The sequence below is a fragment of the Pseudonocardia nematodicida genome (assembly GCF_040105385.1).
GTDB classification, from domain to species: domain Bacteria; phylum Actinomycetota; class Actinomycetes; order Mycobacteriales; family Pseudonocardiaceae; genus Pseudonocardia; species Pseudonocardia nematodicida.
Window position 1 is genome coordinate 105682 of the sequence record NZ_JBEDNQ010000015.1, and the last position, 26948, is coordinate 132629.

28 protein-coding genes, 3 tRNA genes and 1 riboswitch are annotated in these 26948 nt (G+C 73.3%); of the genes, 19 read left to right on the forward strand and 12 right to left on the reverse strand.

All coding sequences use genetic code 11. The features are described 5' to 3' along the window. Positions 1-127 precede the first annotated feature (127 nt). Both WIS52_RS29290 and WIS52_RS29295 read right to left on the reverse strand, forming a co-directional pair. A complete protein-coding gene (locus tag WIS52_RS29290) occupies positions 128-1330 on the reverse strand; it encodes a DUF445 domain-containing protein (RefSeq protein ID WP_349301654.1) in 1203 nt (400 codons plus the stop codon). 399 nt (positions 1331-1729) lie between these two features. After that, entirely contained in the window at positions 1730-2236 is a 507-nt protein-coding gene (locus WIS52_RS29295; protein ID WP_349301655.1) for a bifunctional DNA primase/polymerase, read from the reverse strand. Between the two features lie 322 nt (positions 2237-2558). Here WIS52_RS29295 and WIS52_RS29300 point away from each other — a divergent pair, with 322 nt between their 5' ends. Beyond that, positions 2559-3335, forward strand: coding sequence for a TspO/MBR family protein (locus WIS52_RS29300; protein ID WP_349301656.1), 777 nt, complete (start codon positions 2559-2561; stop codon positions 3333-3335). Between the two features lie 95 nt (positions 3336-3430). Here WIS52_RS29300 and WIS52_RS29305 read toward each other — a convergent pair whose 3' ends face one another. After that, complete coding sequence (locus WIS52_RS29305) at positions 3431-3634, reverse strand: cold-shock protein (protein WP_210034904.1); 204 nt, start codon at positions 3632-3634, stop codon at positions 3431-3433. Between the two features lie 702 nt (positions 3635-4336). Here WIS52_RS29305 and WIS52_RS29310 point away from each other — a divergent pair. Beyond that, positions 4337-5131 carry a hypothetical protein gene (locus tag WIS52_RS29310; RefSeq protein ID WP_349301657.1) on the forward strand — a complete coding sequence of 265 codons (795 nt, stop codon included), beginning with the start codon at positions 4337-4339 and terminating at the stop codon, positions 5129-5131. A 110-nt stretch (positions 5132-5241) separates the two neighbouring features. Here WIS52_RS29310 and mftR read toward each other — a convergent pair whose 3' ends face one another. Further along, on the reverse strand, positions 5242-5880 hold the full coding sequence (gene mftR, locus WIS52_RS29315; protein WP_349301658.1) for a mycofactocin system transcriptional regulator: 639 nt from the start codon (positions 5878-5880) through the stop codon (positions 5242-5244). A gap of 298 nt (positions 5881-6178) precedes the next feature. On the opposite strand from mftR, the gene WIS52_RS29320 reads away from it, so the two are divergent. The 5 genes from WIS52_RS29320 to WIS52_RS29340 all read left to right on the forward strand — a co-directional run bounded on the left by WIS52_RS29320 (position 6179) and on the right by WIS52_RS29340 (position 10281). Next, a complete protein-coding gene (locus WIS52_RS29320; RefSeq protein WP_349301659.1) occupies positions 6179-7225 on the forward strand; it encodes a sigma-70 family RNA polymerase sigma factor in 1047 nt (348 codons plus the stop codon). Further along, entirely contained in the window at positions 7204-7965 is a 762-nt protein-coding gene (locus tag WIS52_RS29325; RefSeq protein WP_349301660.1) for an aminoglycoside phosphotransferase/kinase family protein, read from the forward strand. Before WIS52_RS29320 ends, WIS52_RS29325 begins: the two co-directional genes overlap by 22 nt. Before the next feature lie 81 nt (positions 7966-8046). After that, positions 8047-8598 carry an ATP-dependent Clp protease proteolytic subunit gene (locus WIS52_RS29330; RefSeq protein WP_349301661.1) on the forward strand — a complete coding sequence of 184 codons (552 nt, stop codon included), beginning with the start codon at positions 8047-8049 and terminating at the stop codon, positions 8596-8598. A gap of 10 nt (positions 8599-8608) precedes the next feature. Continuing rightward, complete coding sequence (locus tag WIS52_RS29335; protein ID WP_349301662.1) at positions 8609-9250, forward strand: MerR family transcriptional regulator; 642 nt, start codon at positions 8609-8611, stop codon at positions 9248-9250. 68 nt (positions 9251-9318) lie between these two features. Then, positions 9319-10281 carry a hypothetical protein gene (locus WIS52_RS29340; RefSeq protein ID WP_349301663.1) on the forward strand — a complete coding sequence of 321 codons (963 nt, stop codon included), beginning with the start codon at positions 9319-9321 and terminating at the stop codon, positions 10279-10281. A 66-nt stretch (positions 10282-10347) separates the two neighbouring features. Here the strand turns inward: WIS52_RS29340 and WIS52_RS29345 are convergent, their stop codons facing one another. Together WIS52_RS29345 and WIS52_RS29350 are read right to left on the reverse strand one after the other, a co-directional pair. Then, a complete protein-coding gene (locus tag WIS52_RS29345) occupies positions 10348-10629 on the reverse strand; it encodes a DUF3040 domain-containing protein (protein ID WP_349301664.1) in 282 nt (93 codons plus the stop codon). A gap of 29 nt (positions 10630-10658) precedes the next feature. After that, a riboswitch (Fluoride riboswitch) is annotated at positions 10659-10718 on the reverse strand. 22 nt (positions 10719-10740) lie between these two features. Continuing rightward, positions 10741-11211, reverse strand: coding sequence for a universal stress protein (locus WIS52_RS29350; protein ID WP_349301665.1), 471 nt, complete (start codon positions 11209-11211; stop codon positions 10741-10743). A gap of 113 nt (positions 11212-11324) precedes the next feature. Between WIS52_RS29350 and WIS52_RS29355 the strand changes: the two genes are divergently transcribed. The 3 genes from WIS52_RS29355 (at position 11325) to WIS52_RS29365 (ending at position 13795) form a co-directional block, all read left to right on the forward strand. Next, positions 11325-11747: an HIT family protein gene (locus tag WIS52_RS29355; RefSeq protein WP_349301666.1), complete on the forward strand. Its 423-nt coding sequence runs from the start codon at positions 11325-11327 to the stop codon at positions 11745-11747. A gap of 129 nt (positions 11748-11876) precedes the next feature. Next, complete coding sequence (gene rox, locus WIS52_RS29360; RefSeq protein ID WP_349301667.1) at positions 11877-13307, forward strand: rifampin monooxygenase; 1431 nt, start codon at positions 11877-11879, stop codon at positions 13305-13307. Then, a complete protein-coding gene (locus tag WIS52_RS29365) occupies positions 13307-13795 on the forward strand; it encodes a pyridoxamine 5'-phosphate oxidase family protein (protein ID WP_349301668.1) in 489 nt (162 codons plus the stop codon). Before rox ends, WIS52_RS29365 begins: the two co-directional genes overlap by 1 nt. 24 nt (positions 13796-13819) lie before the next feature. Here WIS52_RS29365 and WIS52_RS29370 read toward each other — a convergent pair. The 5 genes from WIS52_RS29370 to WIS52_RS29390 form a co-directional block, all read right to left on the reverse strand. After that, positions 13820-13893: transfer RNA gene (locus tag WIS52_RS29370), tRNA-Phe, on the reverse strand. A 45-nt stretch (positions 13894-13938) separates the two neighbouring features. Continuing rightward, positions 13939-14012, reverse strand: a tRNA-Asp gene (locus WIS52_RS29375). A gap of 39 nt (positions 14013-14051) precedes the next feature. Further along, positions 14052-14124: transfer RNA gene (locus WIS52_RS29380), tRNA-Glu, on the reverse strand. Positions 14125-14251: 127 nt separating this feature from the next. Beyond that, positions 14252-14470 carry a hypothetical protein gene (locus WIS52_RS29385; RefSeq protein WP_349301669.1) on the reverse strand — a complete coding sequence of 73 codons (219 nt, stop codon included), beginning with the start codon at positions 14468-14470 and terminating at the stop codon, positions 14252-14254. Between the two features lie 205 nt (positions 14471-14675). After that, positions 14676-15971: a GDSL-type esterase/lipase family protein gene (locus tag WIS52_RS29390; protein WP_349301670.1), complete on the reverse strand. Its 1296-nt coding sequence runs from the start codon at positions 15969-15971 to the stop codon at positions 14676-14678. Positions 15972-16224: 253 nt separating this feature from the next. On the opposite strand from WIS52_RS29390, the gene WIS52_RS29395 reads away from it, so the two are divergent. The 7 genes from WIS52_RS29395 (at position 16225) to WIS52_RS29425 (ending at position 23854) form a co-directional block, all read left to right on the forward strand. Then, complete coding sequence (locus WIS52_RS29395; RefSeq protein ID WP_349301671.1) at positions 16225-18114, forward strand: AMP-binding protein; 1890 nt, start codon at positions 16225-16227, stop codon at positions 18112-18114. Between the two features lie 112 nt (positions 18115-18226). After that, on the forward strand, positions 18227-18499 hold the full coding sequence (locus WIS52_RS29400; RefSeq protein ID WP_349301672.1) for a hypothetical protein: 273 nt from the start codon (positions 18227-18229) through the stop codon (positions 18497-18499). A gap of 92 nt (positions 18500-18591) precedes the next feature. After that, on the forward strand, positions 18592-18783 hold the full coding sequence (locus tag WIS52_RS29405; RefSeq protein WP_349301673.1) for a ferredoxin: 192 nt from the start codon (positions 18592-18594) through the stop codon (positions 18781-18783). A gap of 237 nt (positions 18784-19020) precedes the next feature. Then, complete coding sequence (locus tag WIS52_RS29410; RefSeq protein ID WP_349301674.1) at positions 19021-20637, forward strand: acyl--CoA ligase family protein; 1617 nt, start codon at positions 19021-19023, stop codon at positions 20635-20637. Positions 20638-20697: 60 nt separating this feature from the next. Next, the gene (locus WIS52_RS29415; protein ID WP_349301675.1) at positions 20698-21903 is read left to right on the forward strand and encodes an MFS transporter; all 1206 of its coding nucleotides are present in this window, start codon (positions 20698-20700) and stop codon (positions 21901-21903) included. 149 nt (positions 21904-22052) lie between these two features. Then, positions 22053-23039 carry an ATP-binding cassette domain-containing protein gene (locus tag WIS52_RS29420; protein WP_349301676.1) on the forward strand — a complete coding sequence of 329 codons (987 nt, stop codon included), beginning with the start codon at positions 22053-22055 and terminating at the stop codon, positions 23037-23039. Further along, complete coding sequence (locus tag WIS52_RS29425; protein WP_379611749.1) at positions 23036-23854, forward strand: ABC transporter permease; 819 nt, start codon at positions 23036-23038, stop codon at positions 23852-23854. The genes WIS52_RS29420 and WIS52_RS29425 overlap by 4 nt, the downstream gene beginning before the upstream one ends. 38 nt (positions 23855-23892) lie before the next feature. On the opposite strand, the gene WIS52_RS29430 is transcribed toward WIS52_RS29425, so the two are convergent. After that, complete coding sequence (locus WIS52_RS29430) at positions 23893-24594, reverse strand: IclR family transcriptional regulator (protein WP_349301677.1); 702 nt, start codon at positions 24592-24594, stop codon at positions 23893-23895. Between the two features lie 168 nt (positions 24595-24762). Here WIS52_RS29430 and WIS52_RS29435 point away from each other — a divergent pair, with 168 nt between their 5' ends. Next, positions 24763-25722, forward strand: coding sequence for a hydroxymethylglutaryl-CoA lyase (locus WIS52_RS29435; RefSeq protein WP_349301678.1), 960 nt, complete (start codon positions 24763-24765; stop codon positions 25720-25722). Continuing rightward, positions 25719-26936 carry a CaiB/BaiF CoA transferase family protein gene (locus WIS52_RS29440; protein ID WP_349301679.1) on the forward strand — a complete coding sequence of 406 codons (1218 nt, stop codon included), beginning with the start codon at positions 25719-25721 and terminating at the stop codon, positions 26934-26936. Before WIS52_RS29435 ends, WIS52_RS29440 begins: the two co-directional genes overlap by 4 nt. Positions 26937-26948: the final 12 nt, after the last annotated feature.

Consider the following 26948-nt stretch of genomic DNA (forward strand, 5'->3'; position numbering starts at 1 on the left):
CGATCGGTCCGTTCCCTCGTCGCCCTCGACGGTACGCAGGACCGCTAGCTCCTGCAAGCACAGTGCTAGCGCAGGTCGCGTGGCCTGTGCCACGTTTGTGACGTCATGGTTCCGGAGACGTGACGGGTCAGAACACCGCCTCGCCGACCGCGTGGATCACCAGCCCGGCCAGCGCGCCCACCACGGTGCCGTTGATCCGGATCCACTGCAGGTCCCGGCCGACCTGGAGCTCGATCTTCCGCGAGGTCTCGTTCGCGTCCCACTTCGCGACGGTCTCGGTGATCAGGGTGGTGATCTGGGACCGGTAGTGGCGCACGACGTAGCAGGCCGCGTCGGCCAGCCAGCCGTCCACCTTGGCGGCCATCTCGGCGTCCCGGCCCAACCGGCGACCGAACGCCATCAGCCCGTCCCGCACCCGCAGCCGCAGCTCGTTCGACGGGTCGTCGGCCGCGTCGAGCACCATGCCCTTGACCACCGTCCAAGCGCGGCCGATGAAGTGCTGGACCTCCGGGTGCTCGATCACCTGGCGCTTGACCTGCTCGGCGCGGTCCTTGGTCTTCTCGTCGTGCTGCAGGTCCTGGGCGAACTCGGCGAGGTAGCGGTCCACCGCGTGCCGCAGCGGGTGCTCCGGATCGGTCTTGACGTTCCACGCGTAGCCGCGGATCTCGGCGAAGAGCTTGTCGGCGACCATGTCGTCGACGAAGCGCGGTGTCCACGCCGGTGCCCGCTCGTGCACCACGCGCAGCACCATCTCCTGGTTGTCGGCGACCCAGTCGTAGGCGCGGTCGCAGACGAGGTCGACCAGGCGCTTGTGCGCCCCGTCGGCGAGCACGCCCTCGAGGGCCTTGCCCAGCGGCGGCCCGACCGGGACCTCCATCAGCTTGCGGACCGCGACCGACTCGATGACGTTCTGGACGTCCTCGTCGCGCAGCACCATGACCGCCGCCCGGGCCGCCTGGACCAGCTCGGAGGTGACCCGGTCGGCGTTCTCCTGCCGGCCGATCCAGGTCCCGACGACCCCGCTGACGCCGACCCGCTCCAGCTTGTCCCGGATGACGGCCTCGGACAGGAAGTTCTCGCCGACGAAGTCGCCGAGGCTGTCGCCGATCATGTCCTTCTTGCGCGGGATGATCGCGGTGTGCGGGATCGGCAGCCGCAGCGGATGCCGGAACAGCGCGGTGACGGCGAACCAGTCGGCGAGCGCGCCGACCATGCCGGCCTCGGCGCTGGCCCGCACGTAGGACGCCCAGTAGATCCCCTGGACGCTCTCGAAGTACTTGGCGATGAAGAAGACGATCGTGGCGCCGACCAGGAAGCCGGTCGCGACCATCTTCATCCTGCGGAGGTCACGACGCTTCTGCTCGTCACCGGGACCGAAGCCGCCCAGCGGAGAGGTGGGGACCGCCGGAACGGCGCTCTCCCGATGCGGGGCGGTGGGGGCCGGAGCCGGACGCTCCGCTGCGCGCGAGGTGTGCACGACTCCCATAGTGCCCCGCGGCACCGACAGCGGGTGTCGGGGTGCATCGGGGATCGGCTGGGGACGATCCCTGGTCCCGGCCCGGCCGGGCCCCGCGGTGATCCCGCTGGGGCCCGGCCGTCACCGGTGGAGCGGCAGCGCGGCGGACGCTCGACTCGCGAGCTCCACGGCGAGGGAGAAGTGCTCCCCCGGGCGCCGCGTCCGTTGCGAGCCGGCGTGTGGCCCGGCCGACCCGCGCGCGAGGAGTACGACTCAGGGGCGCAGGACCCCGGCCCGCTCGGCGGCGGACTCCTCGGCTGCGGTGGCGCCGCGCTGCCGGACCGCCTCGCAGACGGCGTCGACGACGGTCGAGGCGCTGGGCACCCGGTACCCGACCCTGGCCGGCGCGACCCGCCACTGCACCCAGCCGTCCGGACGCTCGGTCGGCGGTGCGACGACGCCGATGCCGTCGGTGTGCAGCACCACGTCGGTGTGCAGGCTGAGCTCCGCGGGCAGCGCGTGCCCCGGGCTCATCGGGAACCACCAGGTGCCCTCCGGGGTGGCCGCGACGGGCGCGACCTCACCGGACTCGCGCAGCGTCCGGCAGACCCTGCGCCCGACCCCGGCCGGCACCTCGACGACGTCGAGCACGTCGCCGGTGGCGAGCAGGACCTCGGCCCCGGGGCCCGGTACGAGTGGCCAGCCGTGGTCGACGTACTCACGCGCGGCCGCCCTCAGCTCCGCGCCGTAGACGGCTCGGTAGCTGTCCCACCAGGACATCGAGATCCACTTCCTTCCACCTGTGCCGACACCGCCGTGGTGCCGTTCGTTCCTGTGAAGTGCAACACCAGGATGGAGGCACCGGTCACGTCTTCGCGAGCGGCTCGCGGCGAGGACACCCGACCGGGAGACGAACGGGAATGATCGACCGCACGACGGGCGCACGGCCGGTGACCGGCGGGTGACCGGCCACTGCGGACGGATGGACGGCAGCGCCCCGGCGACGCCCTGCGGCGCCACCGGTCGTCGTACCGCTCGACATGCCCCGTCGCGTGAATGTCTTTACCATCGAGATATCTGGTGGGCCGAACGGAGGAATCTGATGGCGACGACGATCCGGGGCGCGCGGGCCGCCCGGCGGGTGGACATGGTGCGGGCGTGGGTGGTGCTGGCCGCCGCAGTGGTCCAGGCCGTCGCGGGATCACTGGGCGGCAGCGGCTTCTTCGGGGAGTCCCAGCAGGTGCTCTCCGACCGGTACCCGTCCCCGCTGATGCCCGCGACGATCGCGTTCTCGGTGTGGACGGTGATCTACCTGGCGCTGCTGGTGTACGCGGTGCACCAGACGCTGCCCGGCCAGCCGGCCCGCGCGGTGCACCGGGCCACCGGCTGGTGGTTCGTCGCGACCGCGGTGTTCAACGCGGGCTGGATCGTGGTCTTCTCGCAGGGGTACCTGGGGACCGCCCAGGTCCTGATCGTGGCGCTGCTGGTCTCGCTCGTGATGATCCTGCGCACGCTCGCGAGGTTCCCGGCGGAGAGCACTGTGGACCGGGTCCTGCTGCACGGGCCGATGGCCTTCTACACCGGCTGGGTGGCGCTCGCGACGGTCCTGGGCGCGACCGTGACGTCGACCTATCTCGGCGCGGAGCCCGGCCCGTGGGTCGGGGCGCTGGTGCTGCTGGTGGCGGTCGCGGTGATCTGCGGGGCGGTGTTCCGCACGGTCGCCGCCGTGCCGTTCGCGGCGACGGCGGCGTGGGCGTTGTTCTGGATCGCGGTCGAGGCGGGGGCGGTCGTGGCGACCGTCGCCGGGCTGGGCGCGCTCGCGGTGGTGGCCGCGGCGGCGCTCCGGGCGCGGCAGGGCAGCCGCCCGGCGTTCGGCTGAGCAGGCCCCGGTACACCCCGGCACACGACGACGCCGGCGTTCCGATCGGGAACGCCGGCGCCGGGTCGCCTGCGGGATCGTGTCCCGCGGGGAAGTCAGATCACGCGGACCGTGTCGGCCTGCGGCCCCTTCTTACCCTGGCTGGCCTGGAAGTCGACCCGCTGGTTCTCCTCCAGGGTACGGAAGCCGTTCGACTCGATGGCGGAGTAGTGGACGAAAACGTCCGGTCCCTCGTCGTCGGTGGCGATGAAGCCGAAGCCCTTCTCGGCGTTGAACCACTTGACGGTGCCCTGCGGCATAGCTTTGTCCTTCTCGATGGAGCGGTTCCGGCCCTCACAGCAAGAGCCGGAGGTCGCGCGGACGACGTCAGCGAATACGTCCGTACCGCCGGCGAAGCCCACCGTCACAACTTCACACGCACGCTTCACGGCGATCGAGAGAAGAACGACTGCAACCGGCGCGGACGCTACCACGCTCCCGGCCCGTCGCGACCACACTCGACCCGGCGATACGGCGACGCCCGGCGCTCCCGCCCGCCCGTCCCGTCGCGGCGTCCGGACGGGACCGTCCGGCGACGGTGCGTGACCGCTCGTGCCTCCGTCGTCACACCGGCCGCACCCCTCCCGGCGTCGTGACCCACCGTCACGTCGTCGACCCGTTCCGGTCGCCGAGCGTCATCTGCGTCCCGGACGGGTGACGCGGCGACCGTTTCCATGCCGACGAGTGATCGGTGACGCGCGCGCCACCCCCGGCCGGGTGGCCGGACGCCGCCCGGCCTGCGCCCACCCCCCGGACGGGGTCGCCCGTTCCGGTCGCGTTGCGCCTCGTTCCACCCGTTCCGTGACCGCGCGGACCGTCGCGACACCCCGCTCCACGAACGGGCCACTGGTGCATCACCGCAGGTCACCCCAAGCTCTGCGCCGTCAGTCACCACGTGCCCCGCACCGCGAACTGGAGAGTCAGTGCGATCCCGAGTCACCACATCCCTCGCCCTCACCGCCATGATCGGCACGCTCGGTGCCTACGGGGCCGGCGTGGCCGCCGCGAACGAGCCGGCACGCACCGTCGACGTCGTCCCCACCGCCGCCTCGGCACCCGCGCAGTCCCCGGACGGCCCGCTGGACCGGCTGTTCGACACGCTCTTCGGCGGGCGGGCGGCGGCCCCCGCGCCGGTCGTCCCGGCGCCGGTCGACGAGGCCACGCTGCAGCAGGACGACCCGGCTCCGCCCGTCGATCCGGCCGATCCCGCACTCCCCGCCGACCCGGCCGCTCCCGCCGTCCCCGCCGACCCGGCCGCTCCCGCCGTCCCCGTCGACCCCGCAGCCCCCGCGGTCCCCGTCGACCCGGCCGCCCCCGCTCCGCAGGTCCCGGCGGCTCCGCAGGTCCCGGACACCCCCGCACCGGCGGACGTGCCGGACCCGGCGGCCCCCGCACCGGCGGTTCCGGGCACCCCCGCACCGGCGGACGTGCCGGCCCCGGCCGCCCCGCAGGCGCCGGCGCTACCCCAGGTGCCGGAGGCCTCGGCCGCGGCGGAGGACCCGGCGGCGCTCGCCGATCCGGCCGCCGCGACCGTCCCGGCGGCGCCGGGGGTCCCGGGTTCCCCGGCGACTCCGGAGGTTCCGGGAGCCGCAACGGTTCCGGGTGTCCCCGCCTCCCCGGCCGTCCCCGCCGACCCCGCTGCCCCCGGCACGCCGGTCGCCCCGACCGCCGCCGACCCCGCGGAGGCGACCGCCCCGGCCGCTCCCGCCCCGGCCGCCCCCAGCCTCTGGGAGCGCCTGTTCGGCAGCGCCCGCTGACCGCGCCACATACACACACCGCCGCGGCCCCGGGCCGAGGGGCACGTGGGAGTAGTTCGATCTTTCGGCGACGACTCCCAGGTGCCCCTCGGGGTGTGGTGTGGGCCCGGTCAGGCGAGCTCGGCGGCCCAGCCGCGTTCGAGCGACCGGAACACCCCGTCCAGCAGGTCCGCGAGCTCGGCGCCGTCGGCCGAGAGCCAGTGCTCGTAGGCGGCGAGACAGACCCCCAGGCAGGCGTGCCCGACGCTCTGCGGGACCAGCGACGACGCCGGCTCCCCGCGCCGGGCGGCCACGTGGTCGGCGACGACCTGCCGCCAGGCCGCGTACCGCAGCGTCGAGTGGGCCTGCAGTGCGGGCGTCCGAAGGATCAGCTGCAGACGCCGGCGGTGCCAGGGCTGCTCGGCCGGCTCGACGTGGTTGAACTCCAGCACGGCGCGCCGGATGCCCTCCAGGACCCCGAGGTCCGACGGCTGGGCGGCCAGCACCGCCCGCATCGAGTGCAGCTGCTCGTCGAACGCGCCCCACGCGACGTCGTTCTTCGAGGCGTAGTAGCGGAAGAAGGTGCGCCGGCCGATCCCGGCCGCGTGCGCGACGTCGTCGACGGTGGTGTGCTCGAACCCGCGATCGGTGAACAGCTCGAGCGCGATGTGCTCGATCTCCGACCGCGACGTGACCGGCCGCCGTCCGGCCCGGCGGAGGCCGGATGACCGGTCGGTGCCGTTCGTGCTGTTCCCGGCCGTCGCCACCATCACCGCGTTCCGCGCTCTCCGGCCGTCCCGGGTCTCCCACCGCGGCGCACCGGGAGGCCGGAGCGAGCACGCCACGTCGTCGACGAGCATCCCACGGCGGCGTCACCGGCCCGCTGCGGCGACGCCGTCCGGGCGGCCCGGGCGTCCCCCGGGTGGCCGACCGACCGGCCGTCCGGCACTCCGAAGGGGTCCGGTCACCGGTTGCCCCTCCACATTGTCGGTGGTGCGCGGCACACTCGCCCACATCCGGGCCGGATCGGATCGGCCCGCTCGACGGACGACGTCGCTAGGGGGACCCATGAGTGCGCCTGCCCGCACCGGCAGCGGTACCGACGAGGGCGAGGACCGCCCGCTGGACCTGCAGATCGAGGACTACCGCCGGGAGCTGACCGGCTACTGCTACCGGATGCTCGGCTCGGCGTTCGAGGCCGAGGACGCGGTGCAGGACACGATGATCCGCGCCTGGAAGGGGCTGGCGAAGTTCGACGGCCGGTCCTCGCTGCGGTCCTGGCTGTACCGGATCGCGACGAACGTCTGCATCGACGCCCTCAACGGGCGCAAGCGCCGCGCCGTCCCGATGGACGTCAACGGGCCCGGCGCCCCGGTGGCCGAGTCCCTGCGCGAACCGCTGCCGGACGCCGAGTGGCTCGAGCCGATGCCCGACGCCCGGGTGTCCACCCCGGCGGGCGACCCGGCCGACAAGGCGGTCGCGAAGGAGACCATCCGGCTCGCCTTCGTCGCGGCGCTGCAGCACCTGCCCGCCCGCCAGCGCGCGGTGCTGATCCTGCGCGAGGTGCTGTGCTGGAAGGCCGCCGAGGTCGCCGAGCTGCTCGGCACCTCGGTCGCGTCGGTGAACAGCGCGCTGCAGCGCGCCCGCGCCACGCTCAACGAGCACGGCGTCTCCGAGGCCGCACCGGGAACCAGCCCGACCATGGACGCCGCGCACACCGAGCTGCTGATGCGCTACATGGCCGCGTTCGAGGCCTTCGACATGGAGGCGCTCACCGCGCTGCTGCACGAGGACGTCGAGCAGAACATGCCGCCGCTGGAGCTGTGGTTCCGCGGCCGCGAGGACGTCATCGCGTGGATGGACACCGGTCCCGGGCAGAGCTGCCGCGGGTCCCGGGTGGCCCCGGTCGAGGTCAACGGCACCGTGGGGTACGCCCAGTGGAAACCATCCGGGCCCAACGGTGAGTTCGAGGCCTGGGGGATCACCGCCCTGCGCGTCGAGGACGAGGCGGTCACCGGCCTGAGCATCTTCCTGAACACCGAGCTGTTCGAGTACTTCGGGCTGCCGCGCAAGCTCGCCGACAAGCCCGAGCTGTGGGAACCGAAGGAGGCCTGACCGCTCCCGACGTCGCGGCGTGGCCGGGCCTGCGGGTCACCGGAGCGCTCGCCGGCGGTCACCGCAGCGCCGTGTGGGCCGCCGAGGTCGGCCACCGGCGGCTCGTCGTGCACCGCAGTACCCGGTCGTCCGCGGCGCTGGACTGGGAGCTGGACCTGCTCGACGAGCTGGCCGGCCACGGGTTCCGCGTCCCGGAGACGGTGCCCACCGCGGCCGGGGCCCGGCGCGACGGCCGGTTCGTCGTGCGGACCTGGCTCGACGGTGACCCGCCCGGCCCCGATGACCGGGACGCCGTGGCCGCCGAGCTGCGGCGGCTGCACGCGTACACCGGCGAGCGGCCGCAGCGTCCCGGGTTCGCGGGGACCGCCGCACTGGTCCGCGGCGGGACGCGCGGCGGCGACGTGGACCTGGCCGGCATGCCGCCGCAGGCGGCGTCCGCCTGCCGCGCCGCCTGGGCCGCGCTCGACGGCGAGCCGGTCTCGGTCGTCCACGGCGACCCCGGACGGGAGAACGTCCGGATGCTCGAGGGCCGCCCCGGCTTCCTGGACTGGGACGAGTGCCGCGTCGACCGGTCCGTCCTCGACCTCGACGGGTGGGCCGACGTCGGCGACACCGTGCGGCGGGCCGTGGACGCCTGGGAGGCGGCCGCCGGCTGGCGGGCCGAGCCGGCGTACGCGCGCACCAGGCTGGCCGCGCTCTGCGGCTCCGCCGTCGGCGAAACCGGTTCGCCGGTGGGGTAATCGCAGGTCGGGAGGGTGCTCGCGGATCTACCGTCGCGGCCGGACCTGCCGCCGGTGGCAGGTCCGGAGAAGGAGTTCCGCATGCCCGCACTGACCACCACGACCGAGCTCGCCGACCGGTTGCTCGGGATGCGCATCGTGCTGCTCGCCCGCGAGCTGGACGACGACGTCGCCGCCGACGTCTGCGCCCGGCTGCTGCTGCTCGCGACCGAGGACCCCCGCCGCGACATCACCCTGCAGGTCCTCTCCCCCGGCGGGTCCCCGGTCGCGGCGATGGCGGTGCACGACACGATCCGCACCCTCGCCACCGACGTCGTCACCGTCGCGGCGGGATCGCTGGCCGGCCCGGTCCCGTTCGTGGTCGCGTCCGGCACCCCCGCGAAGCGGTTCGCGCTGCCGCACGCCGCGCTGCTCCCGTCCGACGACGACGGCACCGGCCAGGTCCGGGGCGCGCGCCCCGGCGACGTCCGGGTCCGCGCCGACCACCTGGCCGAGCGGCGCCGGGAGATCGCCACGCTGACCGAGCGGTACTGCGGGGGGCCGATCCCCGAGGGCTCCCGCGACCGCTGGCTCACCGCCGCCGACGCGGTGTCGCTCGGTCTGGTCGACCACCTGAAGGGAGCGGATAGCTAGCCTATCCGGTGTGCGCGTCTCCGAGCTGTCCCGCGCCTCCGGCGTCCCGGTGGCGACGATCAAGTACTACCTGCGCGAGGAGCTGCTCCATCGCGGGGAGACGACCTCGCCGAACCAGGCCCGCTACGACACCTCGCACCTGCAGCGGCTGCGACTGATCCGGGCACTGGTGGAGGTCGGCGGCCTGCCGATCGCCGGGGTCAAGGACGTGCTGGCCGCCGTCGACGACCCGGACGTCGGGGTGCACGCGATGCTGGGGCGCACCGTCTACGCGGTCACCGGGGCCGGCGACGGCGGGGATGACGACGCCGGGGAGTTCGCCGACCGGGCGGCGAAGGACCTCGACGCCATCCTCGCGCGCGCGGGCTGGCAGGTCTCCGACCGGGCTCCCGCCCTCGACGGCGCCCGGACCGTGCTCGCCCGGCTGCACGAGCTCGGCCAGTGTCCCGGCGAGGACACGCTGACGCTGTGGGCCGAGGCGGCGGACCGGGCTGCCGAGGGCGACATGCTGGCCGTCGGGCGCAGTGCCGGCCGCGCCGACGTGGCGGAGACCGCCCTGGTCGGCACCGTCCTCGGCGACGCCCTGATCGCCGCCCTCCGCCGGATCGCCCAGGAGAGCCACTCCGCGCGGAGGTTCACGGCCGGAAGCTGATCGGGATGGACACCGACCCGAATGGATAGTTACAGTATCCATACTGTCGGCCGGTCCCGGAGGTCCCGATGTCGCTGCGTGAGGCCTTCGCCTGGCACCGCCCGCTGATGGCCGTCGGCCTGGGTTGCGCGGTGCTCGTCCCGATCGCAGCGCTCGGCGTCCTGCTGGACCCACGCGTCCTGCTCGGTGCGCCGATCTGGCTCAAGCCGCTGAAGTTCGCCGCCTCCATCGCGATCTTCTGCATCACCTGGGCCTGGCTCTACGACCAGCTGCGCGCGCAGCGGGGCCGGCTGCGCGGGGCGCACCTCGCGGGCACGGTCGCCGCGGTGACGCTGGCGGTCGAGATCGTGGTGATCGCCGTACAGGCCGGGCGCGGGACCACCAGCCACTTCAACGTCTCCACCGGTCTGGACGCCACGCTCTGGGCGACCATGGGCGTGTCGATCGTCGTCGCCTGGCTCGGGTCGCTCTGGCTGACCGCGGGACTGTTCGGGGTCCGCGACCTGGACCCGGCGCGTCGAGTCGCGATCCGGACCGGCGCGGTGATCGCGCTGGTCGGGATGGCGCTCGGGTTCCTGATGACGGGCCCGACACCGGCCCAGCTCGCCGACTTCCACGGCATCGTGGGGGCGCACGCCGTCGGCGTCCCGGACGGCGGCCCGGGCCTGGCCCTCCTGGGATGGAGCACGACCGGCGGCGACCTGCGGGTCCCGCACTTCGTCGGGATGCACGCGCTGCAGCTGCTGCCGCTGCTGCTGATCGGGCTGGAGCTCGCGGCGTCCCGGGGCGGAGCGCTGCGCGACCCGCTCCTGCGGCGGGACCTCGTCGCCACCGCCGCCGCGGCCTACACGGGGTTGCTGGCGCTGCTGACCTGGCAGGCGCTGCGGGGGCAGCCGCTGACCGCTCCCGACGCCTGGACCGCGGCCGCGGCGGGACTGCTGGTGATCGCGGCCGGGAGCACGGCCGTCGCCGTCTGGCGAGCGCGAGCGGCCCGGGACGACCGCGAGCCGGAGGTCACCGGGGCCGGGTGACGCCGACCGGCTCGAGTCCCGGCGTTCGCGGCACGGTCCACCGATCCGGCGCCGTGACGGACCGCATCACGATCCCCCGGCGTCCGACGGGTTCTCGGTCCGGGCGAGCTGTTGCGGCAGCCAGAACGTGCCCGCCAGCAGCAGGCCGGTGGCGAACACCAGCGGCGCGTTCAGCAGCACGCCGAGGACGAGCAGGGCCACCCCGGCCCACAGCATCAGCCGGCCGAACGCGGTGGCGACGGCGGCACGTCGGGACCGCGGCAGGCTGAGCAGGCGGGCGAGCTCGGGATCGTCCGCGGCGAGGTGTCTGCAGATGGTGTCGAACTGGCGATGTTCACGGGATCTCACGGCTCGCCTCCTGCGCATCGGCTCGTGCCTCGACGGCAGGAGCCATCAGCGGGGGCGGTTGGTCGGTGAGCTCCATCACCCTGGTGTGGCGACCGTACACCTGCTCGGTCGTCAGCGGTGCTCGTCCGGCGGTGGGACGACCAGCACCGGCCGGTGCTGATGGCGGATCAGGCCGTGCGACACCGACGGTTCGAGCAGCCGCGACAGCGTCGCGGTCGCTCCCTCCCCCCGGGTACCGACGACGATCATCAGCGTGTCCCGGTCCTCGGCGGCCCGGATCAGGACGGTGACCGGATCGCCGTGCCGGACCTCCTGCGTCCAGCGCAACCGGCCGCCGCGCCCCTCCGGGGTGGCGGCGAGGACGTCCTCGACGTGCTGGTGCCCGGCCCGCAGACGCCGTCGTCCCTCGTCCTCGTAGGTCTCCGAGTCGGGGTCGTCGGGGTAGTCGTCGGCCGTCACGACGTGCACCACCCGCAGCCGGGCACCCAGCCCCGGCGCGATCCCGGCGGCGATGGCGAGGGCGTGGTCGCCGGCCTCGGCCCGCCCGTACCCGACGACGAGCACCGGTTCCGTCTCAGCCATCGGGCCCCCTCCGACGATCCACTGCGGTGCGACAGACCTACGCCCGATCCGCCGGGACCGGCAACGCGGGGCGCTCGATTGCCACCCGGACGTGCACCGGGAAGGCTCGATGCGTGTCCTGCCCGTTCTGCGACATCGTGTCCGGTCAGCTTCCCGCGAGTGTTGTGGCGACGACCGACCGGGTCCTCGCGTTCTCCGACATCCACCCGGTCAACCCGGGTCACGTCCTGGTCGTCCCGGCCGCGCACGCGACCGGGCTCGAGGACCTCGATCCGGACGTCGGCGCGGAGATGTTCCGCGTCGCGCACCGGGTCGCCGGAGCCCTGCGCCGGACCGACCTGCGGTGCGAGGGGGTCAACTTGTTCCTCTCCGACGGCGAGGCGGCGTTCCAGGAGGTCTTCCACGTGCACCTGCACGTGATCCCGCGCTACCGGGGTGACCGGTTCCGGCTCAGTTCCGGCCGGTCACGGAAGCCGACGGCGCGGGCGGACCTCGACGACGTCGCCGAGCGGATCCGGGAGCGGCTCGGGAGCTGATCTCCCGCCACTGTCAACGTATAGCGCCTGCCGGGGCTTGCGGCAAGACCCGGGTTGCGTCGCAGAATCTTCCGGCTCACGCCGGTACCTGCGAGAACGTGGACCGGCCCCCGGGAGAACAGGTGGTCCATGTACGACGTGATCGTGGTCGGCGGCGGGCCGACCGGCATGATGCTGGCCGGCGAGCTCCGATTGCAGGGCGTGCAGGTGCTCGTGCTCGAGCGCGACGAGGAGCCGACCCGGCATGTCCGCTCGCTCGGCCTGTACGTGCGCAGCATCGAGGTGCTGGACCAGCGCGGGCTGCTGGACCGGTTCCTCGAGCACGGCCGCCGCCACCCCGGTTCGGCCCACTTCGCCGCGCTCGACATGCCGTCGACCGGTCGTCCGGACACCGCGCACGGCTACATCCTCGGCATCCCCCAGCCGGTCACCGAGCGCCTGCTCACCGAGCACGCCGTCGAGGCGGGTGCCGAGATCCGGCGGGGCTGCGCGCTGACCGACCTCACCCAGGACGACGACGGCGTCACCGCCGAGCTCTCCGACGGCGCTTCCCTCCGTGCCCGCTACCTCGTCGGGTGTGACGGCGGCCGCAGCACGGTCCGCAAGCTCCTCGGCGTCGGCTTCCCGGGCGAGGCCACGCGGGTGGAGACGCTGCTGGGAGAGATGGAGGTGACCGCCTCCCCGGAGACGATCACGGAGGTGGTCACCGAGATCCGCCGGACGGAGAAGCGGTTCGGCCTCGGCCCGACCGGCGACGGCCGCTACCGCGTCGTCGTCCCCGCCGACGGCGTGGCCCAGGACCGGAACACCCCACCCAACCTCGACGACTTCCGGGCGCAGTTACGGATGGTCGCCGGCACCGACTTCGGCGTGCACTCCCCGCGCTGGCTGTCCCGCTTCGGCGACGCCACGCGGCTGGCCGAGCGCTACCGGGTCGGCCGGGTGCTGCTGGCCGGCGACGCGGCGCACGTCCACCCGCCGGTCGGCGGTCAGGGCCTCAACCTCGGCATCCAGGACGCCTTCAACCTCGGCTGGAAGCTGGCCGCCGCGGTGCTCGGCCGGGCCCCGGACGGGCTGCTCGACTCCTACGAGACCGAGCGCCGCCCGGTGGCCGCCGAGGTGCTCGACTTCGTCCGCGCGCAGTCCGAACTGCTGTCCACGACGCCGGGGCCACAGGCCGTCCGGCGGCTGCTGTCGGAGCTGATGCAGCTCGACGAGGTGGGCCGGTACCTGACCGAGAAGGCGACGGGGATCGGGATCCGCTACGACCTCGGCGGCGGGCACGAGCTCGTCGGGCGCCGGATCCGGGACCTGCCGCTGGAGCGGGGACGGCTCTACGAACGCATGCACGACGGCCGGGGGTTGCTGCTCGACCGGACCGGGACGCTCTCGGTCGCGGGGTGGGCCGACCGGGTGGACCATGTCGTCGACGTGGGCATGGAGATCGACGCGCCGGCCGTCCTGGTGCGGCCGGACGGGTACGTGGCGTGGGCCGGGGACGACAAGGACGAGCTGCGACGGCCGCTCGTGCGGTGGTTCGGTGAGCGGGAGGAGCCGTGATGGAGCGGCAGGAGATCGCGCAGGAACTGGCGGATGCGCAGGATCTGATCGCGTCGACCTCGGCCGCCCATCTCGCCTACACCGCGAAGGACGGGACCCCGCGCGTCGTCCCGGTCGGCTACTACTGGACCGGCGCGGAGTTTGTGGTCGCCACGCACCCGTACGCGCCCAAGCTCGGAGCGCTGAGGGAACGGACGGACGTCGCGCTGGCCATCGACGGCGGCGGCACCCCGGGCGACGCCCGGGCGCTGTCGATCCGGGGGACGGCGAGCATCACCGTCGTCGACGGGATCGTTCCGGAGTACCTCGCCGCCGCGCACAAGTCCATGGAGCCGGACGTCGCGGCCGAGTTCGACAAGAACGTCCGCGCGGTGTACGACCAGCAGGCGCGCATCGCGATCACGCCGGCCTGGGTGCGGTTCTACGACTTCGGTGCCGGACGGATGCCCCGGAGCCTGCAGGCCTATCTGGACCGGGAGCGGCCCTGACGCGAGGACCGGGAAGAGGAGAGGTGGCCAGGGGCGGGGTCGAACCGCCGACCTTCCGCTTTTCAGGCGGACGCTCGTACCAACTGAGCTACCTGGCCCCGGCCCTCGGAGACTCTCCGAAGAGGATCTCCGAGGTGGTGGAGCGACCCAGACGGGACTCGAACCCGCGACCTTCGCCGTGACAGGGCGACGCGCTAACCAACTGCGCCACTGGGCCTTGCTCTGCGTGAGACATCGTAACCGATGGCTCACGCCGTACCCCCAACGGGATTCGAACCCGCGCTGCCGCCTTGAAAGGGCGGAGTCCTAGGCCGCTAGACGATGGGGGCTCAGACGTTCCCGCGGGGCCCGTCCTTCCCTCAACGGCTGTCCGTTGGGAGCGGTGAAACCATACGACACCGCTCCCGGGGCCCGCGCAGGCACCCCCCGGTTCCGGCGTCGTGGCCGGTCAGGGGCTCACCGCGCGACGGGCGGCGGCTGTTCGGGGTTCGAGGAGATCAATCCGAGCATGTCCAGCAGCTCACGCAGGTCCTCAGAGTCGGACGAGTTCTTCGCCACGATCATCCGGGCCTTCTGCACCTGGTCGTCCGAGACCTTGAACGCGTCCGCCGCGTTCCGCGGAGCCGGTATGGACCCCGTCTCCTCGTCGATGCCGCGCTTCGCGCCGATGCTCATGAGGCCTCCCCGTAGGCCGTCAGGGCAACCGGCACCCCGGGGCGCCTCCCGGATCCACGCGGAGGTCGCGCCGGCGGAGCCGGCACCGCCGGTACCGCCACGTGCTGTGGCCGTGACCAAGACGTTACCGATCGCCGGGGTCACCCGCACGCGTCTTCCCGAGTGACGGGACAACGCTCTGTCGATCACAGAGCGCCGTCGGTGATCACCCGGCCGTGGACGTCCGGCACGGGCTCCCGGAGAGCTCCGCCGCCGGTACCGCGGCCGCCAGCACCCGGTAGCCCTCCGGTGCGGGGTGCAGGCCGTCACCGGAGTCGTGGCCGGCCCACAGCCGTTCCGGATCGTCCGGATCGGCGAGCACCGCCGCGGCGTCGACCACCCCGTCGGCGCGCTGCGCGCCCTCGGTGCGCAGCCAGGTGTTGACGTGCTCGCGGGCGGCGACGGCGTCCGGACCGGACCGGCCACCGCTGGCCGACGGCGGGATCGTCGCGAGGAACACGCGCAGCCCGGCCGACCGGGCGCGGTCGGTGAAGGCGGCCAGGCCGTCCACGAGATCGTCGCCGTCGGCTCCCGCGGCGAGGTCGTTGGTGCCGATCAGCAGCAGCACGTCCCGCACCCCCGCGACCCGTGCGACGTCGGCGTCGAACCGGCTCAGCGGCGCGTCCCCACCGGCCGGCGGGTCGTCATCGAGCAGCCGGTTGCGGGACAGCCCCGCGTTCAGCACGGTCATCGACCGGTCGCCGCCGAGCTCGGCGAGCCGGGTGGCGAGCTGGTCGGGGAACCGGTCGTCGCCGTCCGGGGTGCTGCCGACGCCGTCGACGAGCGAGTCCCCGATCACCAGCAACGCGCCGTCGGGCCGCGGGGCGAGCACCTCGAGCCCGGACAGCACCGGCCAGGACTGCAGGGTCGTGCCGAACCCGCCGGGACCGCGGTCCCCGGTCCGGTCACCGGGTCCGGAGAGCCAGGCCGTCCGCATCGCGACCGGGTGCGAGCTGATCGTCGGCGGGACCTCGACCAGGTACAGGCTCACCGTCAGCGGCTCGCCCGCCCGCACCGCCCGCGGGAGCGGGTCGGTCAGCACCTCGGCCCCCGGCTCGAGCACCGCGGACGGGCTCCCGCCGACGTGCACCGGCACCGGGTCGTCGTCGAGCGCGGCGGGCTCGCCGGCCCGGCCGAGCGTGACCGCCCCGATCCGCAGCGGCCCGTCGCCGTGCCGGTGCGAGAGCCGCAGCCGCACCTCGTCGCCGGACGCCTGCGGCCGGATCACCATCCGCAGCGTCCGGCCGGCGAGCTGGTCACCCGGGACGGCCTGCTGGGCGGCGTGCCAGCCCGTCGTCCAGGCGGGCGCGCAGGACGACGCGGCCGCCGCCTCCAGCGGCAGGGCCCGCCCGCAGCCGGCGAAGCCGAGCCCGGCCAGCAGCGTCCCCAGCACGGCGAGCGCGGCGAACCCACGCAGGCGTCCGTCGGACCGCCGCTCACCGAGCCACGCCCGCACGCGCACCCCTCTCGTCCCTCCCGGATCCCGCACACCCCGGATCTCGCACACACTGTGTCGGACCCTCACTCGATCACGTTACGTGCATCCCCGGTGACGCTACGACGATCGGTGGCATGTGGACGGTGAGTGGCCGCCGTCGCGCGACGGACCACTCGGACAGGGCGACGGGCGAGGGACTGCGAACTGTCGGTGGCGCGTCCTAGTGTCGTACCCCACAGGCGGCCGGTGCGGGCCGCCGGATGCGAGGGAGGACGCGGTGCCCGCCTACGAGGAGATCTTCCGATCGAGCGTGTCCGACCGCGAGGGCTTCTGGCTGGACGCGGCGTCCGCACTGGACTGGCACGTCCCGCCGACCACGGCGCTCGACGGGTCGGCCCCGCCGTTCTACCGGTGGTTCCCGGACGGCGAGCTGAACGTCGCGCACAACGCGCTGGACCGGCACGTCGACGCGGGGCACGGCGACCGCACCGCCCTGGTGTACGACTCCCCGGTCACCGGCTCGACGCGGAGCTACACCTACACCGAGCTGCGTGACGAGGTCGCGAGGTTCGCCGGAGTGCTGCGTGACCAGGGCGTCTCCCGCGGCGACCGGGTCGTGATCTACATGCCGATGGTCCCCGAGGCCGCGATCGCGATGCTGGCCTGCGCCCGGCTCGGCGCGATCCACTCGGTCGTCTTCGGCGGTTTCGCGGCCAAGGAGCTCGCGGTCCGGATCGACGACGCCGGCCCGAAGGTCGTGGTCTCCGCGTCCTGCGGCATCGAGGGAAAGCGGGTGATCGAGTACAAGCCGCTGCTGGACAAGGCGATCGAGCTGGCGGACCGCAAGCCGGACTCGACGGTGATCCTGCAGCGCGAGCAGGCGACCGCGGCGATGGGCCCGATCGACGTCGACTGGGCCGGGGCCGTCGCGACGGCGACGCCGGCCGATCCCGTCCCCGTGAAGAGCACCGACCCGCTCTACGTGCTCTACACCTCCGGCACCACCGGCAAGCCGAAGGGCGTCGTGCGCGACTGCGGCGGCTACGCCGTCGCGCTGGCCTGGTCGATGCCGAACATCTACGACGTCGGCCCCGGCGAGACGATCTTCACCGCGTCCGACGTCGGATGGGTCGTCGGGCACTCCTACATCGTCTACGCGCCGCTGCTGGTCGGGGCGACGACCGTGCTCTACGAGGGCAAGCCGGTCGGCACCCCGGACGCCGGGCAGTTCTGGCGGGTCGTCGCCGAGAACCGGGTGAAGTCGCTGTTCACCGCGCCGACCGCGTTCCGGGCGATCAAGAAGGAGGACCCGGACGGCGAGTTCACGAAGGTCCACGACATCTCGTCGCTGCGGTACCTGTTCCTGGCCGGCGAGCGCCTGGACCCGGAGACCCACCGGTGGGCCTCGGACCTGCTCGGCATCCCGGTGATCGACCACTGGTGGCAGACCGAGACCGGCTGGCCGATCGCGGCCAACCCGGCCGGCATCGAGCTGCTGGAGATCAAGCCCGGTTCGCCGACCCGCCCGATGCCCGGCTGGGACGTGCAGGTCCTCGACGAGACCGGCGCGCCGGCGGAGCCCGGTGTGGACGGCGCGATCGTCGCGAAGCTCCCGCTGCCGCCGGGCGCCTTCCCCACCCTGTGGAACGACGACGAGCGCTACGTCAGCTCCTACATGGCCGCGTTCGACGGCTTCTACCTCACCGGCGACGGCGGCCACCTCGACGACGACGGCTACGTCTTCGTCATGGGCCGCACCGACGACGTGATCAACGTGGCCGGGCACCGGCTGTCCACCGGCGGGATGGAGGAGGTCCTCGCCTCGCACGCCGACGTCGCCGAGTGCGCGGTGATCGGCGTCGCCGACTCGATGAAGGGCCAGGTCCCGCGCGGCTTCGTCGTACTGAAGTCCGGTGTGGACAGCTCCGTGGACGGGTACGAGGACACGCTGCGCGGCGAGCTCGTCGCGATGGTCCGCGAGCAGATCGGGGCGGTCGCGTCACTGAAGGACGTCGCCGTCGTCCCGGCACTGCCGAAGACCCGGTCCGGGAAGATCCTCCGCAAGACGATGCGCGGGATCGCCGACGGCGCCGAGGAGCCGGTCCCCTCGACCATCGACGACGCGTCGGTACTCGACACGCTGCGCCCGGTCCTGAGGAAGGGCTGAGAACCCGATCCCGTCCCGGTAACGGCGGGTCGGCGTCCGGCGAATGACCGGTCGACGACCGTGGCCGCTCCCCGCGCACTCCCCGCTCGGTCGTCGACCGAGGTGGAGGTTCGTGATGGACGGGACCCGCAGGCGTCTGCTGGCGCTGGGCACCCCGCTGGTGCTCGGCGTGACCCTGGGCGTCGCCGCCCAGATGGAGGTCGCGCCCGGGCCCGGCGCGCCGGCCGGCCCGAGCGGGACTGTGTCGACGCCGGTCCGGGCCACCGCCGTCACCGGCGCGACGATGGTCGAGCTGCCGCGCTCGGCGACGCCGGCGACACCGGTCGAGCAGGCCCGCACGGGGTCCGCCCCGGCTCCCGAGCCGTCGCCCGCAGGCTCGGGCTGACCGCTCGCCGGGCGACGTGTAGGTAAGCATAACCGCAGGTCAGGGCCACCTCAGTCCTGCGCCGTCACGCGGTCGGGTGCACCATGGCGGCCATGAAGGTCAACGTGGATTTCGATCTCTGCGAGAGCAACGCCGTCTGCATGGGCGTCGCGCCGGAGGTGTTCGAGGTGCGGGACGACGACTATCTCTACATCCTCGACGAGAACCCGCCCGAGTCGCTGCGCCCGAAGCTCGAGGAGGCCGTGCGGAGCTGCCCGAAGGCCGCCATCTCGATCGAGGACTGAGGCCGGGCGGCCGACGGCCGAAGCAGCAGCACCGAGGCCGGGCGGCCGACGGCCGAAGCAGCAGCACCGAGGCCGGGCGGCCGACGGCCGAAGCAGCAGCACCGAGGCCGGGCGGCCGACGGCCGAAGCAGCAGCACCGACTCCGCGGCACCGATCTGCTCTCCGGGATGCGGTTGCCCCGCGCAGGTGCGACGGCGAGGATCGCCGACACGTCCACCCGCTGCGAAGGAGCCGATCGTGACGCCCGCGACCGACGTCTGGACCACCCCACTCACCCCGCTGGCCTTCCTCGGCCGCTCCGCCGACGTCTTCGCCGACAGCACCGCGATCGTCTACGGCGACCGGCGGCACACCTACGCCGAGTTCGCGGCCGAGGCCACCCGGGTCGCGCACGGGCTGCGGGCCTCCGGCGTCGGGCCGGGTGACCGGGTCGCCTACCTGCTGCCGAACGTGCCGGAGATGCTCGTCGGCCACTTCGCGGTGCCGCTGGCCGGCGCCGTGCTCGTCGCGATCAACACCAGGCTGTCGACCGAGGAGGTCCGCTACATCCTCGACCACTCCGGCGCGACGGTGCTGGTGGTCGACAACGTCCTCTACGAGACCGTCCGCCCGGTCGCCGGCGAGCTGGAGACGGTCCGCGAGATCGTCACCGTCACCGACCCGGCGGCCCCGGGCGACGGCGTCGGCTCCGGTCTGTCCTATGCAGACCTGCTCGCCCGTGGTGCGGACGACCCGCTCCCCTGGGCCGTCGACGACGAGCGGTCCACCATCACGATCAACTACACCTCGGGGACGACCGGGAACCCGAAGGGCGTCGAGTACCACCACCGCGGCGCGTACCTGAACTCGTTCGGCGAGATCGTGCACTCCACGCACACGCCGGACAGCGTCTACCTCTGGACGCTCCCGATGTTCCACTGCAACGGCTGGTGCACGCCGTGGGCGCTGACCGCCATCGGCGGCACCCACGTCTGCCTGCGCGAGGTCCGTGGCGACGTGATCTGGAAGCTGATCACCGAACACCGGGTGACCCACCTCAACGGGGCCCCGACCGTCGTCACGACGATCATGAACGCGCCGGAGGCGGTCACCCTCGACTACAAGCTGGTGATCACCACGGCCGGTGCGCCGCCGTCGCCGACGACCATCCTGCAGATGGAGCGGATGGGGTTCCGCATCGTGCACGTCTACGGCCTCACCGAGACCTACGGGCCGTACACGGTCAACGAGTACCAGCGCGGGTGGGACGACCTCGACGCCGAGGAGCGCGCCCGCCGCCAGGCCCGGCAGGGCGTCGGGATGGTGTGCGCGGACCGGGTGCGGGTGGTCGACAAGGCGATGACCGACGTACCCCGCGACGGCGCGACGATGGGCGAGATCGTCATGCGCGGCAACAACGTCATGAAGGGCTACTACCTCGACCCGGACAAGACCGCTGAGGCGTTCGCGGGCGGCTGGTTCCACTCCGGTGACCTGGGCGTGATGCATCCGGACGGCTACGTCGAGCTGCGCGACCGCGCGAAGGACGTCGTGATCTCCGGCGGGGAGAACATCTCGACCGTGGAGGTCGAGCAGGCGGTCGTCTCGCACGACGCGGTACTGGAGGCCGCCGTCGTGGGCGTGCCGGACGAGCGCTGGGGCGAGGTCTGCAAGGCCTTCGCCGTGCTCAAGCCGGGCCGCGCAGCCGAGCCGCAGGAACTGATCGACCACGTGAAGTCGAAGATCGCCCGGTACAAGGCCCCGAAGTACGTCGAGCTGGTCGAGGACCTGCCGAAGACCTCCACCGGCAAGGTGCAGAAGTTCGAGCTCCGCGAGAAGGAGTGGGCGGGACACGACTCGCGCATCGGGGGATAGCTGAGAGAGCGGCCACGACGACCGGGTGGATGCGGGGCGAATCGGTTAGCGTTGCTCATCGTGAGCACCGTGACCGAGTCCGACGCGGGCGTCACGGCCGGGCCGTCGACGTTCCGCGTGGCGGCCGGCGCGATCGCCGTCACGACCGTGTCGGTCCTGCCGGTGTTCCTGACCGGCGCGCTCGCCGTGCAGCTCTCGGCCGACCTCGGCTTCGACCCCGCGGGCCTGGGTCTGGTGGTGGCGCTCTACTTCGGGGTGAGCGCGCTGTGCTCGCTGCCGGTCGGCATGCTCGTCGAGCGCCTGGGATCGCGGCTCACCAGCCGGGTCTCGGTCGTCGGCGCGGCCGTGCTGATGGCGGCGCTGGCCGTGGGCGCGCGGTCCTACGCCTCGCTGGTCGCGCTGCTGCTGTGTGCGGCCTGGTGCAACGTGATGGGCCAGCTGTCGTCGAACCTGACGCTGGCCCGCTCGGTGCCGGCGCACCGGATGGGCCTGTCGTTCGGGGTGAAGCAGGCCGCGATCCCGGCGGCCACCCTGCTCGCCGGGGCCGCGGTGCCGGCCGTCGCGCTGACCGCGGGCTGGCGCTGGGCCTACGCGATCGGGGCGGTCCTGGCGCTGGCGGCCCTGGCCGGGTGCCCGCGGGAGGATGCGGCACCGGTCACGCGAGCGGCGAAGGGCGACCGCGCGACGGCGGCGCTCGGTGTGATCGGCGCGGCGTCCGGGCTGGCCGCCGGGACCGCGACCGCACTGGGCATCTTCCTGGTCGCCTCGGCGGTGGACCGGGGGATCGACCCCGGCCTGGCCGGACTGGTCCTGACGTTCGGCAGCGTGATCGGGTTGAGCATCCGGCTGCTGCACGGCTGGCTGGCGGACAGGCGCTCGGGTGGGCACGTGACGGTCGTCGCCGCCAGCCTCGCCGCGGGTGCGGCCGGGTTCGTCCTGCTCGCCGTCCCCGGGACGCCCGCCCTGATCGTCGGAGTGGTGCTGGCCTTCGGGCTCGGCTGGGCCTGGCCGGGCCTGCTGCAGTTCGCGGTGGTCCGGCTGAACCCGTCGGCGCCGGCCGCCGCGACGTCGATCGTGCAGGTCGGGGTCTACGCCGGTGGTTTCGCCGGGCCGATCACGTTCGGCTGGGTGGCGACCCATTCCGGCTTCCCGACCGCGTGGTCGGTGAACGCGGGCGTGATGCTGGTCTCCGCCGTCCTGATGCTCGTCGGGCGCCGGATGCTGCTCGCGCACGCCCGCCGCCGCGAGGCCCTCTCCGCGAGCTGAACCGGCCGCGGGAGGCGACCACCGGTCGCGGGCCGCGGCCCGGGAATCCGCGCGAGACTGTCGGGGTTGTCGGGCACAGTTGACGTACGGCGAGGCGGACCCCGACCGCGCCGCCCGGTCACCACGCACACACCTGGGAGACGTCCACGATGCCGGATGCGATCCGCGCCACCGGACTGGTCAAGAGCTACGGCTCGGTACGGGCGCTGGACGGGGTCGACCTGTCCGTGCCGGAGGGCACCGTGCTCGGGCTGCTCGGCCCGAACGGCGCCGGGAAGACGACCGTCGTCCGGGTGCTGACTACCCTGCTGGTCCCGGACGAGGGCGAGGCCACGGTCGCCGGGATCGACGTCCTCCGCGATCCTGCCGGGGTACGCGGCCGGATCGGGTTGTCCGGCCAGTACGCGGCGGTCGACGAGTACCTGACCGGCTTCGAGAACCTCGAGATGGTGGGGCGGCTCTACCACCTGGGCCGCGCCCGGGCCCGGGAGCGGGCCCGCGAGCTGCTGGCCGACTTCGACCTCACCGACGCCGCGGACCGTCCGGCCCGCACCTACTCGGGCGGCATGCGGCGGCGTCTCGACCTGGCCGGCGCGCTGGTGGCCGACCCACCGGTGCTGCTGCTGGACGAGCCGACGACCGGGCTGGACCCGCGCAGCCGCAACGACCTGTGGGACGTCATCCGGACCCTGGTCTCGCGAGGCACCACGCTGCTGCTGACCACCCAGTACCTGGAGGAGGCCGACGCGCTGGCCGACGAGATCGTGGTGATCGACCACGGCCGGGTGATCGCCCGGGGCACCGCGGACAAGCTCAAGGCCCAGGTCGGCGGGGAACGGCTGGAGGTGACGACGAGCGCGTCGTCGGACCTGGAGTCCACCGCGGCGCTGCTGGCCCCGCTCGGGGTCGGTGAGCCGGCGCTCGACCGGCACCGGCGGTCGCTGACGATGCCGGTCTCCGGCGGGGTGGGCGTGCTGCGCGACGCGCTCGACCGGCTGCGCGCGGCGGAGGTGTCCGTCGACGACGCGGGGCTGCGCCGGCCGACGCTGGACGACGTGTTCCTGACCCTCACCGGTCATCCCGTCGAGAAGGAGGAGGCGGCCGAGCGGGCCGGGGACCAGGAGCGGGTGGCGTGAACGGGCCGGTCACGATGCTGGCGGACGCCTCGGTCGTCGCCAAGCGCAACCTCATCAAGATCAAGCGGGTGCCGGACCTGCTGGTCTTCACCACGCTGTCGCCGATCATGTTCGTGCTGCTGTTCGCCTTCGTCTTCGGCGGCGCGATCGACCCGACCGGCGGCGGCGCGGGCTACCGGGAGTTCCTGATGGCCGGGATCTTCGCCCAGACCGTGATCTTCGGGGCGACGAACACCGGCGCCGGGCTCGCCGAGGACGTCAAGAAGGGGATCATCGAGCGGTTCCGGTCGCTGCCGATGTCTCCCTCGGCGGTGCTCACCGGGCGGACGCTGTCCGACGTGGTGAACAACGTGATCGTGCTGGTCGTGATGTCGGTGACCGGGCTGCTGGTGGGCTGGCGGATCCACACCTCGCTCGTCGAGGCGCTGGCCGGGTTCGCGCTGCTGCTGGTGTTCGCCTACGCCTTCTCGTGGGTGATGGCGTTCGTCGGGCTGCTGGTGCCGAGCCCGGAGGTGGTGAACAACGCGTCCTTCATCGTGATCTTCCCGCTGACCTTCCTGGCGAACACCTTCGTCCCGCTGAACACGCTGCCCGAACCGCTGCGGGTCTTCGCCGAGTGGAACCCGGTCTCGGCCGTCACCCAGGCCGCGCGCACCCTGTTCGGCAACGACTCGGCGGTGGCGAGCCAGCTGAACGCCTCGCAGGCGTGGCCGCTGCAGAACCCGGTGCTCTACGTGCTGATCTGGTCGGTCGTGATCGTCGCGGTGTTCGCTCCGCTGGCGAGCCGGCAGTACCGGCGGGCTGCGAGCCGCTGACCCTGCGGGCCCGGGGTCGGGCCGGCGCCCCGCAGGACTCAGCGGCCCCCGAGCTGGGCGCCGATCTTCTCGGCGTGCCGCAGCAGGAGGTCGGCGATCGCGCGGTGGTTGTCGGCGCCCATCCGGTGCCGCGGGCCGACGACTCCGAGCGCCCCGATGAACTCGCCGTTCATGCCGAACACGGGGACCGCGACCGCCCCGGCCTCCGGGCTGCGCTCACCGTCGGAGACGTAGAACCCCTGCGCACGGATCTGGTCGGCGTGCTCGTCGTCGCCGCTGGTGTGGACGGTCAGGATACGCCCGCCGGCGCCCCGGTCCAGGGGCAGCGCCGAGCCCTCCTCGATGTGGTGCCGGGTCGGGCGGTCGCTGTTGACCCGGTAGAGCACCACCCGCTGGTCGCCCTCGCGCACGTAGAAGGCCGCGCTCTCGCCGGTCTCCCCGCTGATCTCGACCAGCGCCGGGCGGATGTAGTCCGCCAGCCGGAACGCGCGCTGGTACTGCGAGCCCAGCCGCCAGAGCGTCGGCCCGAGCCGGTAGCAGCCGTCGGCGTCGCGGTGGAGGTATCCCATCCGCTGCAGTGACGCGGCGAGCCGCAGGATCGTGCTGCGGTAGTAGCCGGTCTGCTTGGCCAGCTCGGCCAGGGACAGCCGGTCTGCGCCGTCGGCGAACGCCTCGAGCAGGGTCAGTGCCCGCTCGACAGCCTCGACCCGCTGCTCCTTCGGCTGACGGTCCGCCGCCACTCCGCCACCTCTCGCCGTCCCTCTCCTGAGCCGTGCCGAGATCACTCCGCGCGACACACCCATTCTGTCAGACAGAACAGCAGCGCCCTTGACGATCTCGCAGCCCCCATCTAGCTTTCTATTCCACAGACAGGCAGTCCGTCAGACAGAACGATGGGAGACGCGCCGATGGGGGCGACGGCAGGCAGGACGTCCCGGACGTCCGAGGTGGACGTCCTGGTCAGCGAGGTCGGGCCGCGGGACGGCCTGCAGAGCGTCGACCGGGTCATGCCGACCGAGGTCAAACACCGCTGGGTCGCCGCGCTCGCCGCGGCCGGGCTCCGGGAGATCGAGGTCGGATCCTTCGTCTCGCCCAAGCGGCTGCCGCAGATGGCCGACACCGGCGAGGTGGTCGCCCGGGCCCGGACCATCCCGGACCTGACAGTGCTCGCGCTGGTCCCGAACCTGGTCGGCGCCCGCAACGCCCTCGCATCCGGTGCCCTGTCGCTGACGATGCCGGTGTCGGTCTCCGAGTCGCACAGCCGCGCCAACATCGGTATGAGCCCGGAGGAGGCCGTCGCGCAGGTGGCGCAGGTGTGCGCGCTGCGGGTCGACCACCCTCGACTCGAAGTCGAGGTCGGGCTGTCCACCGCCTTCGGCTGCACCATCGAGGGCCCGGTCGACGAGGACCGGGTGATCGAGCTCACCGTCCGGGCCGCCGAGGCCGGCGCCGGCTCGGTCGGGCTCTCCGACACCACCGGCTACGCGAACCCCGCCCAGGTGCGACGCCTGTTCACCCGCCTGTCCGCCGAGCTCGGCGATCGGGCCGGCGGCGCGCACCTGCACAACACCCGCGGGCTGGGCCTGGCCAACGTGGTCGCCGCGCTGGATGCCGGCGTCCGGACCTTCGACTCCTCGCAGGCCGGGCTGGGCGGCTGCCCGTACGCGCCGGGCGCCAGCGGGAACGTCGTGACCGAGGACCTGGTCTTCCTCTTGGAGTCGATGGGCCTGCGGACCGGCGTCGACGTCGATGCGTTGCTCGCGGCGCGCGAGCTGGTCCTCGAGGGTCTCCCCGGCGAGGAGCTGCACGGCATGGTCGCCGAGGCCGGGTTGACCAAGGGGTTCCGGTACGCGGGGACGGCGGCGTGAACGGCGAGGCTCCCGGCGCCCGGCTCCCCCTCGACGGCGTGCGTGTCGTCGAGTTCTCGCACATGGTCATGGGCCCGTCCTGCGGCCTGATCCTGGCCGACCTCGGCGCCGACGTGATCAAGATCGAGCCGACCGGCGCGGGGGACAAGACCCGTGCCCTGCCCGGCTCCGGCGCCGGCTTCTTCCCGATGTTCAACCGCAACAAGCGGTCGGTGTCGGTGGACCTGCGCTCCGAGCAGGGCGTCGAGTTCGTGCGTCGCCTGGTCGGCACCGCCGACGTCGTCACCGAGAACTTCCGCTCCGGCGGTCTCGACGCGCTCGGACTGGGCTACGACGACCTCCGCCCGGACAATCCCGGCCTGATCTACTGCAGCCTCAAGGGTTTCCTCTCCGGGCCCTACGAGCAGCGCGCCGCGCTCGACGAGGTCGTCCAGATGATGGGCGGGCTGGCCTACATGACCGGTCCGCCGGACCGGCCGCTGCGCGCCGGCGCCTCGGTCAACGACGTGATGGGCGGGATGTTCGCCGCCATGGGCGTGCTGGCCGCGCTCCACGAACGACGCGAGACCGGGCGCGGGAAGCTGGTGCGCAGCTCGCTGTTCGAGAACAACGTCTTCCTGGTCGGCCAGCACATGGCGCAGTACGCCGTGACCGGGGCGGCCGCGGCACCGATGCCCGCCCGGCTCTCGGCCTGGGCGGTCTACGACGTGTTCGACACCGGCGACGGCGAGAAGGTCTTCGTCGGCGTCGTGTCCGACACCCAGTGGCGTGCTTTCTGCAGCGCCTTCGACCTGCCCGAGCTGGCCGGCGACGCCGGACTGGCGACCAACGCCCAGCGGGTCGCCGCCCGGGACCGGGTGATCCCGCGGCTGCGGGAGACGTTCGGCGCGATGGCCCGCGACGAGGTGATCCGGCTCTGCGGGTCCGCCCGGCTGCCCTTCGCCCCGATCCAGCGACCGGAGGACCTCTTCGACGACCCGCACCTGGCCGAGCCGGGTGCGCTGACCGAGGTCACACTCTCCGACGGCCGCACGGTGCGGCTGCCGTCGCTGCCGCTCGAACTCGACGGCGAGCGCCTCCCCTTGCGCCGTGACCTGCCCGATCCCGGCGAGCACACCGCGGACCTGGCCCGCGAGCTCGGCTACTCCGACGACGAGATCGCCGCCGCGGGCGCGGACGGCGCCTTCGGCCGGAGCGCCGCGTCCGCCGGCTGAACCACCCCGAAC